The organism is Paenibacillus oralis, assembly GCF_003863965.1.
GTDB classification, from domain to species: domain Bacteria; phylum Bacillota; class Bacilli; order Paenibacillales; family Paenibacillaceae; genus Fontibacillus; species Fontibacillus oralis.
Genome location: NZ_RRCN01000001.1, coordinates 1,133,810 through 1,148,106 on the forward strand (window position 1 = coordinate 1,133,810; position 14,297 = coordinate 1,148,106).

The 14,297-nt window shown below is 54.6% G+C and carries 11 protein-coding genes; 2 read left to right on the forward strand and 9 right to left on the reverse strand.

Features of this window, described 5'->3' with window-relative positions; all coding sequences use genetic code 11:
* Window positions 1-83: 83 nt before the first annotated feature.
* Window positions 84-1,772 carry a glutamine--tRNA ligase/YqeY domain fusion protein gene (locus tag EHV15_RS05455; RefSeq protein WP_128630349.1) on the reverse strand — a complete coding sequence of 563 codons (1,689 nt, stop codon included), beginning with the start codon at window positions 1,770-1,772 and terminating at the stop codon, window positions 84-86.
* A 161-nt stretch (window positions 1,773-1,933) separates the two neighbouring features.
* Here EHV15_RS05455 and EHV15_RS05460 point away from each other — a divergent pair, with 161 nt between their 5' ends.
* A complete protein-coding gene (locus EHV15_RS05460) occupies window positions 1,934-2,194 on the forward strand; it encodes a DUF2164 domain-containing protein (protein ID WP_128630350.1) in 261 nt (86 codons plus the stop codon).
* A gap of 83 nt (window positions 2,195-2,277) precedes the next feature.
* Here EHV15_RS05460 and EHV15_RS05465 read toward each other — a convergent pair whose 3' ends face one another.
* The 5 genes from EHV15_RS05465 to EHV15_RS05485 all read right to left on the reverse strand — a co-directional run bounded on the left by EHV15_RS05465 (window position 2,278) and on the right by EHV15_RS05485 (window position 9,386).
* Entirely contained in the window at window positions 2,278-2,766 is a 489-nt protein-coding gene (locus tag EHV15_RS05465) for a GNAT family N-acetyltransferase (protein WP_128630351.1), read from the reverse strand.
* 85 nt (window positions 2,767-2,851) lie between these two features.
* Window positions 2,852-4,078, reverse strand: a complete 1,227-nt coding sequence (locus EHV15_RS05470) for an MFS transporter (RefSeq protein ID WP_128630352.1) — start codon at window positions 4,076-4,078, stop codon at window positions 2,852-2,854.
* A gap of 135 nt (window positions 4,079-4,213) precedes the next feature.
* Complete coding sequence (locus EHV15_RS05475) at window positions 4,214-6,283, reverse strand: molybdopterin-containing oxidoreductase family protein (protein ID WP_128630353.1); 2,070 nt, start codon at window positions 6,281-6,283, stop codon at window positions 4,214-4,216.
* A 639-nt stretch (window positions 6,284-6,922) separates the two neighbouring features.
* The gene (locus tag EHV15_RS05480) at window positions 6,923-7,768 is read right to left on the reverse strand and encodes a formate/nitrite transporter family protein (protein WP_128630354.1); all 846 of its coding nucleotides are present in this window, start codon (window positions 7,766-7,768) and stop codon (window positions 6,923-6,925) included.
* Window positions 7,769-8,024: 256 nt separating this feature from the next.
* Complete coding sequence (locus tag EHV15_RS05485) at window positions 8,025-9,386, reverse strand: FAD-dependent oxidoreductase (protein WP_128630355.1); 1,362 nt, start codon at window positions 9,384-9,386, stop codon at window positions 8,025-8,027.
* A gap of 482 nt (window positions 9,387-9,868) precedes the next feature.
* Here EHV15_RS05485 and EHV15_RS05490 point away from each other — a divergent pair, with 482 nt between their 5' ends.
* Entirely contained in the window at window positions 9,869-10,771 is a 903-nt protein-coding gene (locus EHV15_RS05490; RefSeq protein WP_128630356.1) for a transposase, read from the forward strand.
* A gap of 448 nt (window positions 10,772-11,219) precedes the next feature.
* Here EHV15_RS05490 and EHV15_RS05495 read toward each other — a convergent pair whose 3' ends face one another.
* The 3 genes from EHV15_RS05495 to EHV15_RS05505 all read right to left on the reverse strand — a co-directional run bounded on the left by EHV15_RS05495 (window position 11,220) and on the right by EHV15_RS05505 (window position 14,236).
* Window positions 11,220-12,026 (reverse strand): hypothetical protein, encoded by an 807-nt coding sequence (locus EHV15_RS05495; RefSeq protein ID WP_128630357.1) that lies wholly within the window; start codon window positions 12,024-12,026, stop codon window positions 11,220-11,222.
* A 44-nt stretch (window positions 12,027-12,070) separates the two neighbouring features.
* Complete coding sequence (locus EHV15_RS05500) at window positions 12,071-12,934, reverse strand: ABC transporter ATP-binding protein (protein WP_128630358.1); 864 nt, start codon at window positions 12,932-12,934, stop codon at window positions 12,071-12,073.
* Between the two features lie 390 nt (window positions 12,935-13,324).
* Entirely contained in the window at window positions 13,325-14,236 is a 912-nt protein-coding gene (locus EHV15_RS05505; protein ID WP_128630359.1) for a M15 family metallopeptidase, read from the reverse strand.
* Window positions 14,237-14,297: the final 61 nt, after the last annotated feature.

Below are 14,297 nucleotides of genomic sequence, written 5' to 3' on the forward strand. Positions count from 1 at the left end.
ACGGCGCAGCGTTTCTTGAAACGCCGGTTCTCCGTTTCTCCGTTTCCCCGGTTCCCCGGTTACCGCTCCCACTGCCGCCCGCATTACTTCGGCAATTGGAACGAGCTCTTCAGCGAGACGACCAGGTTGAACACCGGTTTGCCCGGCTCCGAATATTTCGTATCAACGTTAAAATAGCCGTGGCGGAAAAATTGGAACTTATCCTGCGGCTTCGCATCCTTCAAGCCCGGCTCGACAAAACCGTGCACCACCGTCAGCGAGTTCGGGTTGACCAGATCGAGGAACGACTTCTCCTCGATGGTGTCCTCATCCGCCTCCTCGTCCATAATCAACGGCTCGTACAGACGGAACTCGGCCGGCACCGCCGCGCTGGCATCCACCCAGTGGATCGTGCCTTTCACCTTGCGGCCGGTAAACCCGCTGCCGCTTTTCGTTTCCGGATCATACGTGCAGTGGATTTCAACCACGTTGCCGTCCGCGTTTTTAATCACGTCGTTGCACTTGATGAAATACGCGTGCTTCAGCCGCACCTCGTTGCCCGGGAACAAGCGGAAATATTTGCTTGGCGGGTTCTCCATAAAGTCCTCGCGTTCGATGTAAATTTCCCGCGAGAAAGGAATTTGGCGGTTGCCCATTTCCGGGTTTTCGCTGTTGTTTTCCGCTTCCAGCATTTCGGTTTGCCCTTCCGGGTAGTTCGTAATGACCACCTTAAGCGGGTCGAGCACCGCCATCGTGCGCGGGGCTCTGAGCTTCAGATCCTCGCGGATGAAGTGCTCCAGCGTTTTCGGATCGATGCTGCCGTAAGCTTTGGAAATCCCGGCTTCGTAGACGAACGCCTTGATCGCTTCCGGCGTCACCCCGCGGCGGCGCAATCCCGAAATCGTCGGCATGCGCGGATCGTCCCAGCCGTCCACATACCCTTCGTCCACCAGCATTTTCAGCTTTCGCTTGCTCGTCACCGTCTGCAGCAGATTCAGCCGCCCGAACTCGTATTGATGCGGCACCTTCGGCATTTCCGTTTCGGCGATCGTCCAGTCATAGAACGGACGCTGCTCCTCGAACTCCAACGTGCACAGCGAATGGGTCACGCCTTCGATCGCGTCCTCCAGCGGATGGGCGAACGCATACATCGGATAAATGCACCATTTGTCCCCGGTATTGTGGTGTGTCGCATGTACGATGCGGTAAATGACCGGGTCGCGCAGGTTGATGTTCGGCGAAGCCATGTCGATTTTGGCGCGCAGCACCTTTTCGCCGTCCTTGAATTCGCCGGCCCGCATCCGCGCGAACAGATCGAGGTTCTCCTCCACCGAACGGTCGCGGTAAGGGCTGTTTTGCCCTGGCTCGGTCAGTGTGCCGCGCAGCTCGCGGATTTGGTCGGCGCTAAGATCGTCCACATAAGCCTTGCCTTTTTTGATCAGCAGCACGGCGCGGTTGTACATTTCCTCAAAATAGTCGGAAGCGAAATGCAGCTCTTCCCATTCGAAGCCGAGCCACTTCACGTCTTCCTTGATCGAATTGACGTATTCGACGTCTTCCTTGACCGGGTTCGTATCGTCGAACCGCAGATGCGTCCGTCCCCCGAACTCGTCGGCCAACGTAAAATTGATCCAGATCGCTTTGGCATGTCCGATGTGCAAGTAACCGTTCGGTTCCGGAGGAAAACGCGTCACCACGGTTTGCACTTTGCCGCTTTTCAGATCTTCCGTGATAATGTTTTTAATAAAATTGGGAGGGGTGCTGTTGTTTACCACAGGTATCAACCTTTCCATTTCATAAGTATCTGTATACTATCCCCGATTTTCTTCTTCTAAATATACCGATATCTCCGCAATTGTTCAATGGCCGGGCGCATTCGCCTGCTTTGGCGTTTGTTTTCTGTTAATATAAAATCAATATATCACACCATCATGCGAAAGGAAGCGACCGAACCATGCCTTTAAAGCCCATCCATCTGACAAAAGAGCAACGCAACCTGGTAATCCCCCAAATTCAGCAATTTTTCGAGGAGGAACGCGGCGAAACGCTGGGAGAGCTTGCGGCGGACGGGGTGCTCGACTTTTTTCTGACCCGCATCGGGCCGTATGTATACAATCAGGCGTTGGCGGATTGCCGCCAGGTGTTGAACGAGCGCATGGCCACCCTGGAAGAAGATATTTACGCCCTTGAGGTTCGCCCCCAGTTGCCGCGATAATTAGCGCTGCCCGCCTCTTTCGAAAGCAGATGCCCGGGCAACCCCACTCTGACGGCTGTCAGAGCTTGAGGCGCCTCGCGGCACTACACCTTGCGCCACATCAATATATCGTCCACATACTGTCCATCCATAAAAAACTCGTCAACAAGCCGGCCCTGCTCCATAAATCCGCAGCTTTCGTAAAAAGCCACGGCCCCGGGATTGCTGGCCAGCACGCGCAAGGACAATTTGCGTACGCCCTGCTGCGCGGCGAGCGCAAGCAGCGCCTCCATCAGCGCGCGCCCGATTCCCATACGGTGGCATTCCGGATGGATGGCGATGTTCAAATCGAGCACATGGGAATTGCTTGGCAGCGGGGTCGGCGGTTTGAAGCCGATGTAGCCGCAGATTCGCCCGCCGATTCCGGCCACGATTTGGCTCCCCGGCGGGCAGCTTTGCAAAAACTGCTCGCGCGAATTCCAAACGAGCCGCCCGGCCGGCGTGTTCCGCTCATCCCAGACAAGCCGGTCGATCTCCATCAAAGCGGGCGCATCGCGCATTTCCGACAAACGGGTCCAAACTTCGCTTTTCATCCGCTTCCCTCCTTTTGTGTCGCCACGTTTTTTTCTTTATTTTACACGTTTCGCGGTCCGTTTTGGACAACAACCCTCAACCGTTTTACATTCCCGATGCGATGCCTGTCGTCTCCCGGTCTTCCCGGTTCATAAACACATGGATCAGAAACGCGCCGATCGCCAGCACCGCAATCGCCACCGCCAGCCAGGCCACCGGGACCAGTCCGTTCCAGTCGAACAACACGCCCATCGCGTAAGGACCGACCACCCGGCCCGCAACCCCCATCCCTCCGACCAAACCGAGGTAAAAAGGAGCGCCCTTGCCCGTCCGGTCGGAAATAAACGACGGAATCGCCGGCGATATGAGCATTTCCCCAAACGTCGTCAGCACCATCGCCAGCACCATGCTTGGGTAAGTGTGAAAGCCTAAGATGGTCACGTAACCGAGCATATAAAACAAGGCGCTGGCCGTCATCTGCGCTTGCGGCGAGCCGGCGAAGGTGCGTTTGATCCAGAGCACGAACGGCTGCCCCACAAAAATCAGCACCCCGTTCAACGTCCACAGCACGCTGTAATTCCATTCCGGCATCCCCTGGGAGATCGTAAACGGCGATACGCCGTTGTTCCAAATGCAGTTGGCCAGCCACAGGAAAAATGAGCCAATCCCCATAAACAAATAAACCGGATAACATTTCATCAACGTCCAAGCGCTCTGGCCTTCCGCTACGGTTTTACGTTTTTCCACATGCAACTCGCCTTGACTTTTTTGAACTTTGTTCAAATAAAACCAGAAAAAAACCGCAAATGCCGCCGATGTCAGCCCGTTCAGAATAAAGCTCAAATCGTAGGAAATCTGCGCCAAAAACCCGCTGAGCGCCGTTCCTACGGCAACGCCGATGTTGTTCGCCACATAAATGACGTTAAACAGCTCGCCCCGCCGCTCCGCGAAGCGAAAGCCGATGAAGGCCTGGATCGCCGGCATGGACATCGCGTTAAAAAAGCCAACCATGGCAATCAGCAGCATAAACTGATGCCAGTTGCCGCTGCCATAAGGCAGAAGCAGCAAAAACAACGCGTTCAGGCCAAGCCCGCCCACAATCAGCCGCGTCACCCCCAGCCGGTGATACAAAGCCCCGCCCAACAGCTGGCCGGCGATGCCGCCCAGGGACATGACCAAAATAACCAGACCGGCATCCGTCACCGACCTGCCCAATATTTTAAACACGAACATCGTGATCAGCGGCCACATTAAAGAACCGCCGGCGGAATTGATCAGACTGGCCGCCAAAAAAACTTTAACCTCGCGCGGGTAAGAACTCAGCCATTTCATTCCGTTACTCCTCCCCTCTGTACATGCAGTTCTGTGTATATCCATAAAAAAAGAGCCCCCAGGGGCTCTCCGCACTTTTGCACATTGCCCAGATTACAATAGTATCGCTCAAAAGGGCAAGCCAGGCAAGTACATCTATTGCCGCTTTACATTAACGACGGTGGAAAAAAACACCGCACCTCCGCCCATATCGGCAAGCCGGTCGGGCGTGAGGGCATTGGCCCGCGTGCGGCGTCCGTCTTCCTGCTCCCACCATAGCCCTTGACTGACGACGATGCCAGGCAGCATTTTGTTGGTGACGGATGCCTTTACGTGATAGCTGCCGCGGCCGTTCCACACCGTGACTTCGTCGCCGTCGGCAATGCCGCGCTCCTCCGCATCCTGCGGATGGATTTGCAGCAGCGGGCTTTTCTCGAGCGCGGTCAGCTTCTCCACGTTGCCGAACGTCGAGTTCAGGAAGCTGTGGTTCGGCGGCGAGATGAACATCAGCGGGTAAACCTCTCCCTCGCCCGGCCGGCGTGCGCCGTCATAGCCTTCCTGCAGCGGCACATAAGCGGGCAGCGGCGGCAGGCCGGCCCTTTCCATCGCGGCGGAATACAGCTCGATTTTGCCCGAAGGCGTCGTTAAGCCGTCCAGATAATGTTTCTTGTGCTCCATATTCAGCTTGACAAAGCGCTGCTCCTGCAGCTTCTCCAGCGTGACGCCCTCCAAATAAGGGTTATGCGGGAACTGCAGCGCCTGCCGGATCATATCCTCCTCGCTGTCTTGGAACGCTTCCTCCGCGAAACCCATCGCCTCCGCCAGCAGTTTGAACGTCTCGACATTGCTTTTGCTTTCGCCCCGGGCCGGAATGACCGGCTCCTGAAGCTGGACATAATGATGCCAATAAGAGCTGTACAAGTCCGTATTCTCAAAAGTGGACGTCGCCGGCAGCACGATGTCGGCGTATTTGGCCGTATCCGTCAGGAACAGGTCGTGCACAACGGTGAACAGATCCTCCCGCTGTAAGCCCTGCTCCACCTTCGCGGTATTCGGCGCGACCACCGCCGGGTTGGAGCAGTACACGAACAGCGCGCGGATCGGCGGATCGAGCGTCAGCAGCGCTTCGCCAAGCTGGTTCATGTTTACCGTGCGGGCGCCCGGATTCGGCCGCAGGTCGGCCCGTTCCAGCGCGGCCGCGTTCATTTTGCCGTAAGCGCCGTTCGACTTGTACGCGCCGCCGCCGGGCACGAGCCACTGGCCGGTTAGCGCCGGCAGGCAGCTAATGGTGCGCACGGTCATGCCGCCGTTATCGTGATGCTGCAGGCCGTTCCCGATATGGATGTAGGCCGGCGAAGTCTCGCCGTACAGAACGGCCAGCTTCACGATGTCCTCCGCCGGCACGCCCGTGATCGCCGAAACACGCTCCGGCGTATATTGCTTCACATGCTCGCGCAGCTCGGCGTGCCCGGTCGTGTACCGCTCCAGGAACGCTTCGTTCACAAGCCCGCGCTCGAACAGCACATGCATAATCCCAAGCGCCAGAGCGCTGTCCGTTCCCGGGTAGAGCGGAATAAACCAGTCGGCCCGCTGCCCGGTGCGGTTGCGGTGCACATCGATCACGACCAGCTGCGCCCCCTGTTTGCGGGCTTTTTCGATCAGGGCGACCTGGTGCATGTTGGTGCTGACGAGATTGCCGCCCCAGACGATGATCAGCTTCGCGTTTACCGTCTCCTCCGGGCTGGTCCCGCCGCCGAAGCCCATCGTATATCTCCATCCCGCGTTCCCCGCGGAATTGCAAATGCCCTGCTGCAGCTGCGTCGTGCCCAGGCGGTGGAAGAAGCGCCGGTCCATCCCGTCGACGCTGAGAATCCCCATGTTGCCGTAAAAGCTGTACGGCATTATCGACTCGGGCCCATGCTCACGGATAAGCTCCTTGTACCGTCCGGCGATTTCCGCCATCGCCTCGTCCCAGGAAATCCGCGTGAATTTCCCTTCGCCTTTGGCCCCAACCCGCTTAAGCGGGTAAAGCACCCGTTCCGGATGGTAGACCCGCTCCGCCATATTGCGGACTTTATTGCAAATCGCCCCTTGGGTCACCGGATGATCGGGATTGCCCGTCACTTTCACGATTTTTCCGTTCTCTTTATGAAGCAGCAAGCCGCAAGTATCGGGACAATCCAGCGGGCACACCGCCGGAAACACCCCGTTCTCTTCGTGGATCATTTCCATCCCCTCCTGTCTTAGCTATTGTAGAAAAAAGTTTTTGCTTTTGTCTACTGCCCCAGCATTTTAATTGGATATTTCCAATTGATCATACTCGGAAGGGCTCAAAATGCACTAGCGTTGCATTAACTCTTGCATAAGACGAGTTGTAGCCTTGATACTAATCTAACGGTTGTAACAGCTGCTATTTTACGAAAAAGGACCTTTTCCAAATTCTAACGGTTGTGAGCGCCGTTAATAGCCTTAATCTAGGTAAAAGTAGCCGTATTTCAGTGAAATAAGCGCCATGGCAACCGTTACAATTTGAAATCAACGTTTTTGGAACAAATAGTGGTTGTGGCAACCGTTAGAATAGTTGTGTTGCAACGGTTGGGTTCAAAATGGCGACTTAAGCGAATTCTATTGAATTATCCAATAAAACTGCACGAAAAAAAGCCGCCCCTCACAAACCAATAATGAGGAAGCGGCCTGTCGTGCCGTCACGGAATGCGCGGATCATGCCGGCCTATACGGATCAAGCCAGCGATGGAGCTACTCCGGTTACACCTTAAATCATATACCTTAAACCTTACGCCTTAAGCCCTTAGGCCTTAAGCACTTACGCCCTAAGCCGTTAAGCCCTAAACCATTCATTACACCCTAAGCCGTTTTGCTGCCCGCCTTGACGGATGCGGAAGCCCCTGCCCCCTGGACTGCGCCGGAGTCGGCATTCGTTCCCCGATCCTTCAAATAAGCCGTCCAATACGCCCCGGCCACGAACAGCCCGCCGCCGGTCAAATTGCCGAGCCAGACCGGGACGAAATTGCCAAGATATTCTCCCCAGGAGAAATATCCTTCAAAAATGGCCGCCGGGATCAAAAACATATTGGCCACGACGTGCTGAAAACCGATAGCGACAAACGCCATCGTCGGGAACCAGATGCCGAGGATTTTGCCGCTCATATTATCGGCGCCGTAGGACAGCCAGACGGCCAGGGCCACCAGCCAGTTGCAGCCAATCCCGGAAACAAACGCCTGCAGGAAGCTGTCGTCCAGCTTATGCCCTGCCATATCGACCAGTTTATCCAAATACGGTCCGCTTGCCGTCAAACCGACGACATGGCCGAAAAAATAAGCGACAAACAGCGCTCCGACAAAATTGCTCAATGTGATCAGCACCAGGTTTTTGCACACTTCGCCGGTCGAAATCCGCTTTGCCATCCGGGCCAGGGGAACGGCCATCATGTTGCCCGTCAGCAGCTCTCCGCCGGCCAGCAGCACGAGTATAAGGCCGATCGGGAACACCGCCGCGCCAATGAATGTGGCAAAGCTCCCCCACTCCGCCGGGGCGCTGGCGATGACGCGGATATCCAGCAGAAAACCGAGAGCGATAAACGCTCCGCCGAGAAACCCGAGGATCAGCACGGTCAACAGCGGATTATGCGCTTTTTTGATCCCGTTCTCCACGGTCACTTCGGCAATCTGCGCGGGTTTATAGTCAGCCATGATTCAAGTCTCCTTCTATTCATTTCACTTTAATGCCCGAGTCTATTGTAGCGTTCCCGCTTCCTCCAAATAAGTAACATAAATCACGGGAGGTGAAAAAATTCACATTTATTCTGCCAGTAATCCACCGCTAACCGTGTACCACTTCTTTGCTCACAAAAAAGCCGACATCCGAAGCAAAGTGCTTCTTCCGTCGGCGTGTTGCGGCCGCTTCGAGGTGAAGGTTACATCAATGGTTGTCTTCCTTCTCCCTCGGTTAGGCTTGTACAGGCTGCTTATTCGGCACTTCCGGCAGCGCGCCAAGGCCGGCGCTGTTCAGGAAATTCCACGGTTTGTTGTAATGCGGCTGGAAGAAGAAGTCGACAAAAGCCAGTTCCTCCATCTTCATGCCGTTTTGAATGCATACCGACATCGTATTGATCGACTGGGTTAGATCCGCTTTCGACATGATTTGCGCGCCCAGAATGCGCCGCGTGTTTGGCTCGTAAACAACCTTCAGCGTAACCGGTTCATGGGTCGGCATGAATTCAGGACGGTAATTGTCGTTAATGAGCACCGCTTCGGCCTCAATCCCCGCATCCTTGGCCGCCGCTTCCGTTAAACCGGTTGCCGCGATGTTGTCCTCATAAATCTTGATGCCCGAGGTTCCCTGGGTGCCAAGGTATTTTACGGTTGGCGCCACCAGGTTGCGGGCGACCAGCGTCCCCATGCGGACCGCGTTTGTTGCGAGCGGGATGTAGGCATGCTTGCCGGTTGGGTTGTAAAATACCGCGCAGCTGTCGCCCGCCGCATAAACGTCCGGCTTGCTGGTGCGCATATATTCGTCCACGATGATCGCCCCGTTGCCGAGCATATCCACCTGGCCTTGAAGCAGCCCGGTATTCGGACGGAAGCCGATGCACATAATCACTAGATCGGCGTCATATTTTCCCTGATCGGTTACGACGCGGGTTACCTTGCCTTCCTCGCCCTCGAAGCGGGTTACCTTTTGTCCAAGCGCCAGCTGAATGCCATGATCGCTAAGCGATTGCTCGATTTTGTCCGTGTACTCCTGGTCCAGATATTTGCTCAGAATCCGGTCCTCCGCATCGATCAAGGTAACCTGCTTGCCGTTCAATTGAAAAGCCTCCACAAGCTCCACGCCGATATAACCGGCGCCTACGACGACGATATTTTTCGCTTGTTTGGCCTTTTCGATAATCGTATTGGAATGGTTGAAGTTTTTCGAAAGCACGATGTTTTCCAGCTCAATGCCCTCGAATTTCGGCACGATCGGCCACGATCCGGTCGTAACGACCAGCTTGTCGAACGTATCCTCGAACTCTTCACCGGTGACAAAATTACGGGCCCGCAAGGTTTTGGCGTCCGTATCGACCGCTACCACCTCATGGCGCATTTTCGTGTGCACCCCCAGCTCCGCCAACTGCTCCGGCGAGGAGTAAAACAATCCCTGCGGGTCCTTTACCATCCCGCCGACATATAATGCGATCCCGCACGACAGGAACGAAATGTTGTCGTTCCGTTCATAAACGGTAATGTTCGCTTCCGGGTATAATTTGGCGATATTGACGATGGCGGCCGTGCCTGCGTGTGTACATCCGATAACTGCTACTTTCATGATGGTTTCCTCCTCAAAATGTTTGTTTATTTTTTCACATATCCAAATAAATAATGTGAAAGTGTTCACTTAAACGGCTGCAATTTTGTGAAATGTTTCACCTTATGTCTTATATTATAGTGTGACATTTTTCACATTGCAAGAGGTAAAAAGAAGTTTTTTAAATATTCACAATTTTAGTCAAGGCTCAAAACCGAGATCATTGCTTGACGAATTAAATTATGACTTCGGCTCTGAGGTGGCTGTGTATAGCGTTCGTGTCTTGGTGTTTTGGTGCCTCTGCATGCCGCCTTGCACGATTATCCCCTTCGTTCAGGGGACTGGGGGTGTGGGGGCTAGTGTGCGGGATAATGAAAAGAAGAGATAAGAAATAAATGAAGCGGTTTGGGTGGATTTTTGGCTTGAAAATGGAACATATGTTTGGTAAAATTAAATAAAAAGAACATATGTACGTAAATTCTTGATTTGGGAGGTGAGCGGATATGGAAGCCAATGCGGGAACGGAGCTTCAACCATTCAGCAGCCGTTACCACAGCGAGCAGGACTGCATGGAGGCGCTAATCGCGATGAAGTGGCCAAACGGCTTCGTCTGCCCGCGCTGCGCTCACACCCGGTGCAGCCGTCTGACCTCCCGGCATATCCCCTTGTTCGAGTGCGGAAAGTGCAAGCATCAAACATCGGCTTTAATCGGCACGATTTTTGAAGGAACGCATCTGCCCCTGCTCAAGTGGTTCAATGCGCTGGAGTTGTTCTTGCTTGAGGACGGCATCTCGGCGATACGGCTGAGCCAGGTGATCCGAGTCACCTACAAAACCGCCTGGTTGCTGCTGCACAAAATACGCCATGCCGCCCTAGAGATCGATGCCCGGGAGCTGCTCTGCGGAGACGTGAAGGTGAACAGCGATCTGTATGGGTGTAATCCGTCCCGGTGTCAGTTTCCGCATCCGTATGCCTCGGCGGTAGTAGCGGGATGCACGGTCACGGAGTCGGGCGAGCCGGAGCAGGTCAAAATCCGCCTGGTGCCGCATAAGAGAGGAGACGGACAAAGGGCAAACCGTCACGAACTCGCCGCGTTCATCAACGGGCATGTGGATGTCCGTACATCGGCGGTGCAGTCGTTTCCTCTAGCATTTCGACTGTATGCGCCCTTGCGGAAAGTGGTGAGAGAGGCATGGGAATCACTGAAGAGTACGTATGGAGCCTTGGGACTGAAGCATCTGCAGGCGTACCTGAACGAGTACACCGGACGCCGCCGGCTGCGCTTGCTCGGAGCGGAAGAAACGATGCGGCAGAAGTTACTGCTTATGTGTGTGTCAATTCCGGCAATTCCTTACCGCCGGCTGATCGCGCGCCAACCGAATCAGCCCATTGCGGCTGCAGCCTAATAGAAATGCTTGAACGGTACAGACGTTGCTGCAAACGGATTCAGGCTGCTGTAAGATCACGGTCTTTTCATTTTTTCCGGTGTCTTGCCCTATCCCTCCCGTCAAGTCTGCTTCCCTTCTCCTAGACCTCTTTCTTCTAAACCGGCCTAATGATCTCGAACATGTATGTTTACCCCGAATATATCCGCTTCTCTCAAATTTATATCCTTCTCCTGAATGTGTATCTTCTTCTCTGTTTCCTGATCAAACGGGATAATCGTGCAAAGCGTCTGGCCAGCGGATGTTGATCCTGCCGACCAACCCACCGGCTTTCCCTGTCCTCAAGCTTTCAACACCCTTCCGGTATTTCTTGCCACGATTGGTTACCGGTTTGACTATCAAGCACTGATTATTAGGTTGAGTCTCAATTAATAAAAAAATAAAGCCGCTCCACGCAGCAGCAGTTGAGTTACTGCGCTTTGGAAGCGGCCATTTTTTCCATGATCTCGAGACGTTTCGCTTCCCTCTCCTGCTTGGTCAGCTTCGGGCAGCCGTAGCAATAGCCATGTCCGGTATCCGTCCGGTAGGCCAGGCAGCAGGTGGGCTTCATGGGCGTTTTCTCGCCCGGCCGGTAAGGATCGTCCAGCAAAACCTGCTTGACGTTAAAAGGATTCCGCTTCAGTCCGAACCATGATGCAGGCAGCTCTTTGGCGAGATAGTCGTAATCCTCCATCAGCCGGGAGCGCTGCGCCTCATCCTCCAGCTTGCCGGCAATCGCGCGGACGTAATACTGCACGCCCAACGGAATCTGCCCCCACAGCTGCGTCAGCGGCACCCCGGATACGGCGGCGATGCTCTCCATCACCGGGCGCAAGACCTCCAGGTAGAATCCGCCCAGCTCATTTTCCCGCCACGCGTCCCGTTCTCCTTGCGGCCAAGGCGTTTCCTCCGGATCATTCAACACGAAATAAACCCACGGAAACTGATTGACTACAACAACCTGAACAGTAATATTTTCAAGCGAAAAACGGAGCCGGCTCGGCGTTACGGACAGCATATACTGCAGCGCTGTGCACATTACCCGCCAGGCTGAGGCGAAATAAGTCGCCGCAACCTGGATGTCGAGCCCCTTAATCTGCTCCTGGTAAAATTTCAGAAAAGACTCCATCCGTTCACGATCCGTCAGTACGGCTGCCGGCACCGTGAGCAGAGCATCTTGGCGTTCCTTCGTCACGATACACAATTGCAGTTCAAGCAGCTCATAATCGATTGGCATTCTTTTTTCCTCCAGCCCGGTTTCTTCCCGCCGCATAAGCTAAGCTACTGGAACGAAACCACTTTACGCTCTGGTTCCTCCCGCCCGTCTTTGGCCGCAGGACGAACTTTGCCTTCGGTAGCGGCGCGGTAGAGCTCATAAGGAAGACACAGCGGCACCCCGCTGCGAGGGTCCGTCACGATATCCGCTTCAATGCCGAACACGTCGCGCAGCACCGGGGAAGTGACCACCTCTTCAGGAGTTCCCGAAGCCACGGCCTGGCCCTTTTTGATCGCGATCATATAATGGGCGTAGCGCGCGGCATGGTTCAAGTCATGCACAACCATCACAATCGTGCGTTGCGATGCCGCGTTCAATTCCTCAAGCAGCTGCAGCACTTCCAGTTGATGCGCCATGTCGAGGAAGGTCGTCGGTTCATCGAGGAACAAAATATCGGTCTCCTGGGCCAGCGCCATAGCGATCCAGGCCCGCTGACGCTGCCCGCCGGACAGCTGTTCTAAAGCCCGGTCGGTAAATTCGCTCATCCTTGTCGCTTCGATCGCCCACTCGACAATTTTACGGTCTTCCGCCTTTAACCCGCCGAAGCCTTTTTGATGGGGAAAACGTCCGTACGACACCAGTTCGTACACCGTCAGCCCCTCCGGCGCCGTCGGGTTCTGCGGCAGGATGGCCAGCTGCTTGGCGACTTCCCGGGTCGATTGTTTATGAATCGATTTGCCGTTCAGCAGCACGGTCCCCGCCTTCGGCTGCAAAATCCGCGCCATCGTTTTTAAAACCGTGGATTTACCGGAGCCGTTGGCGCCAACCAGCGCCGTAATTTTTCCTTCCGGAATGGAAATATTCAAGTCCTCGACGATCAAGCGGTCCTCATAGGCAATATCCAAATGGGAAGTTTTCAATGAAACCATGGCACTCTTCCTTTCCGTGTGCAGCCGTTAATTTCTCATCATTCAGCATCTATGCGATCATAACTATCAGCTTCATCAAGCCTTCATTAATATTTCATCTTTACCTTTAAAGATACTGATAATCATTATCATTTGTCAACTGTTAATTAAAATTTCCACCCTTTAACGGCCCTGCCCTGCTTCACGCAGTCATAGCATCCGCCCCACCATGAATAACATCCTCCTATTGGAAAAATCCAATCAAGCTACTATATAACCCGACAATTTCCCATTCTATTGGAGTTTTCCAACCAGAACGTTGGAGAAATCGCAGTCTGACCACATTGACGGATACACACGAAAAGGACGCCGATGGGCGCCCTTTTGACGATATTTCTTGTTTATTCATTCTTACTGACCGGATACCGGCACAGCATCATAGTACTCTTCCAGCGTAATGCCGCGTTCGGCGATATCCGCCGCGATCTCTTTGCCGACGTAGCGGAGGTGCCATGGTTCGTATTTATACCCGGTAATGTCCTCTTTGCCTTCCGGATAACGGATAATAAAGCCGTATTCCGTCACATGATCGGCCAGCCAAGCCGCTTCCTTCGTATCGCCGAAGCAGCTCTCCGCCGCGCATTTGCCGTCGCTGCCCGAAACGTCGATCGCCAAACCCGTCTCATGCTCGCTATGGCCGGGAACGGCGCTGTAGGTTTTGGCTTTTTCCTCGCCGTCTTTCTTCACGTAACGGTTAAACAAAGCGGTCTGCGTGCTGTGCGAACGATACGCGGATACGCCGGCGAGATAGATGCCGTCCTTCTCGGCGCCGGCAAACAACTCTTCCAAAGCCTCCGCCGCCTCTTTGCGCATCATCCGCTTTTCGATTTTTTCTTTGAATGTAAACCGGACATCGGGATATACGAGATCCTTCGGTTCATAATCATCCGGCAGGGCAAACTGCTTGTTAATCAGTACGGCACTGCTGTATGGATCGGAGGCCGCCGCCGTATCCACGCTTTGACCGCTGTCCGTGTCCGTGCCGGAATTTACCGGCCCGTTCCCCGCGCCTGCATCCGCCGCCCCGGAATCAGCCGGGCTATTCGCGTTGTCATCAGGATTCGCTGCGCCGTTATCTCCGGTTTCGGCTCCCGCAGCGTCGTTCCCCCCGGCGGCTGCCCCGCCGTTGGCCTCTGCGGCGTTCTCCGTCCCCGGAGACGAAGCTTGCGGCGCACCCGCTTCTTTATTTCCGCAGCCCGTAAAAAGCGCCGCCGCCACCATTAGGGCGATGGCAGCCGTCAGCGTGCCCTTCTTGCTGTACATCCTGGTTCCTCCCCATATTGAATCTATAAATTTAACGAAAATCTCAAGCAATAAGTTGCAT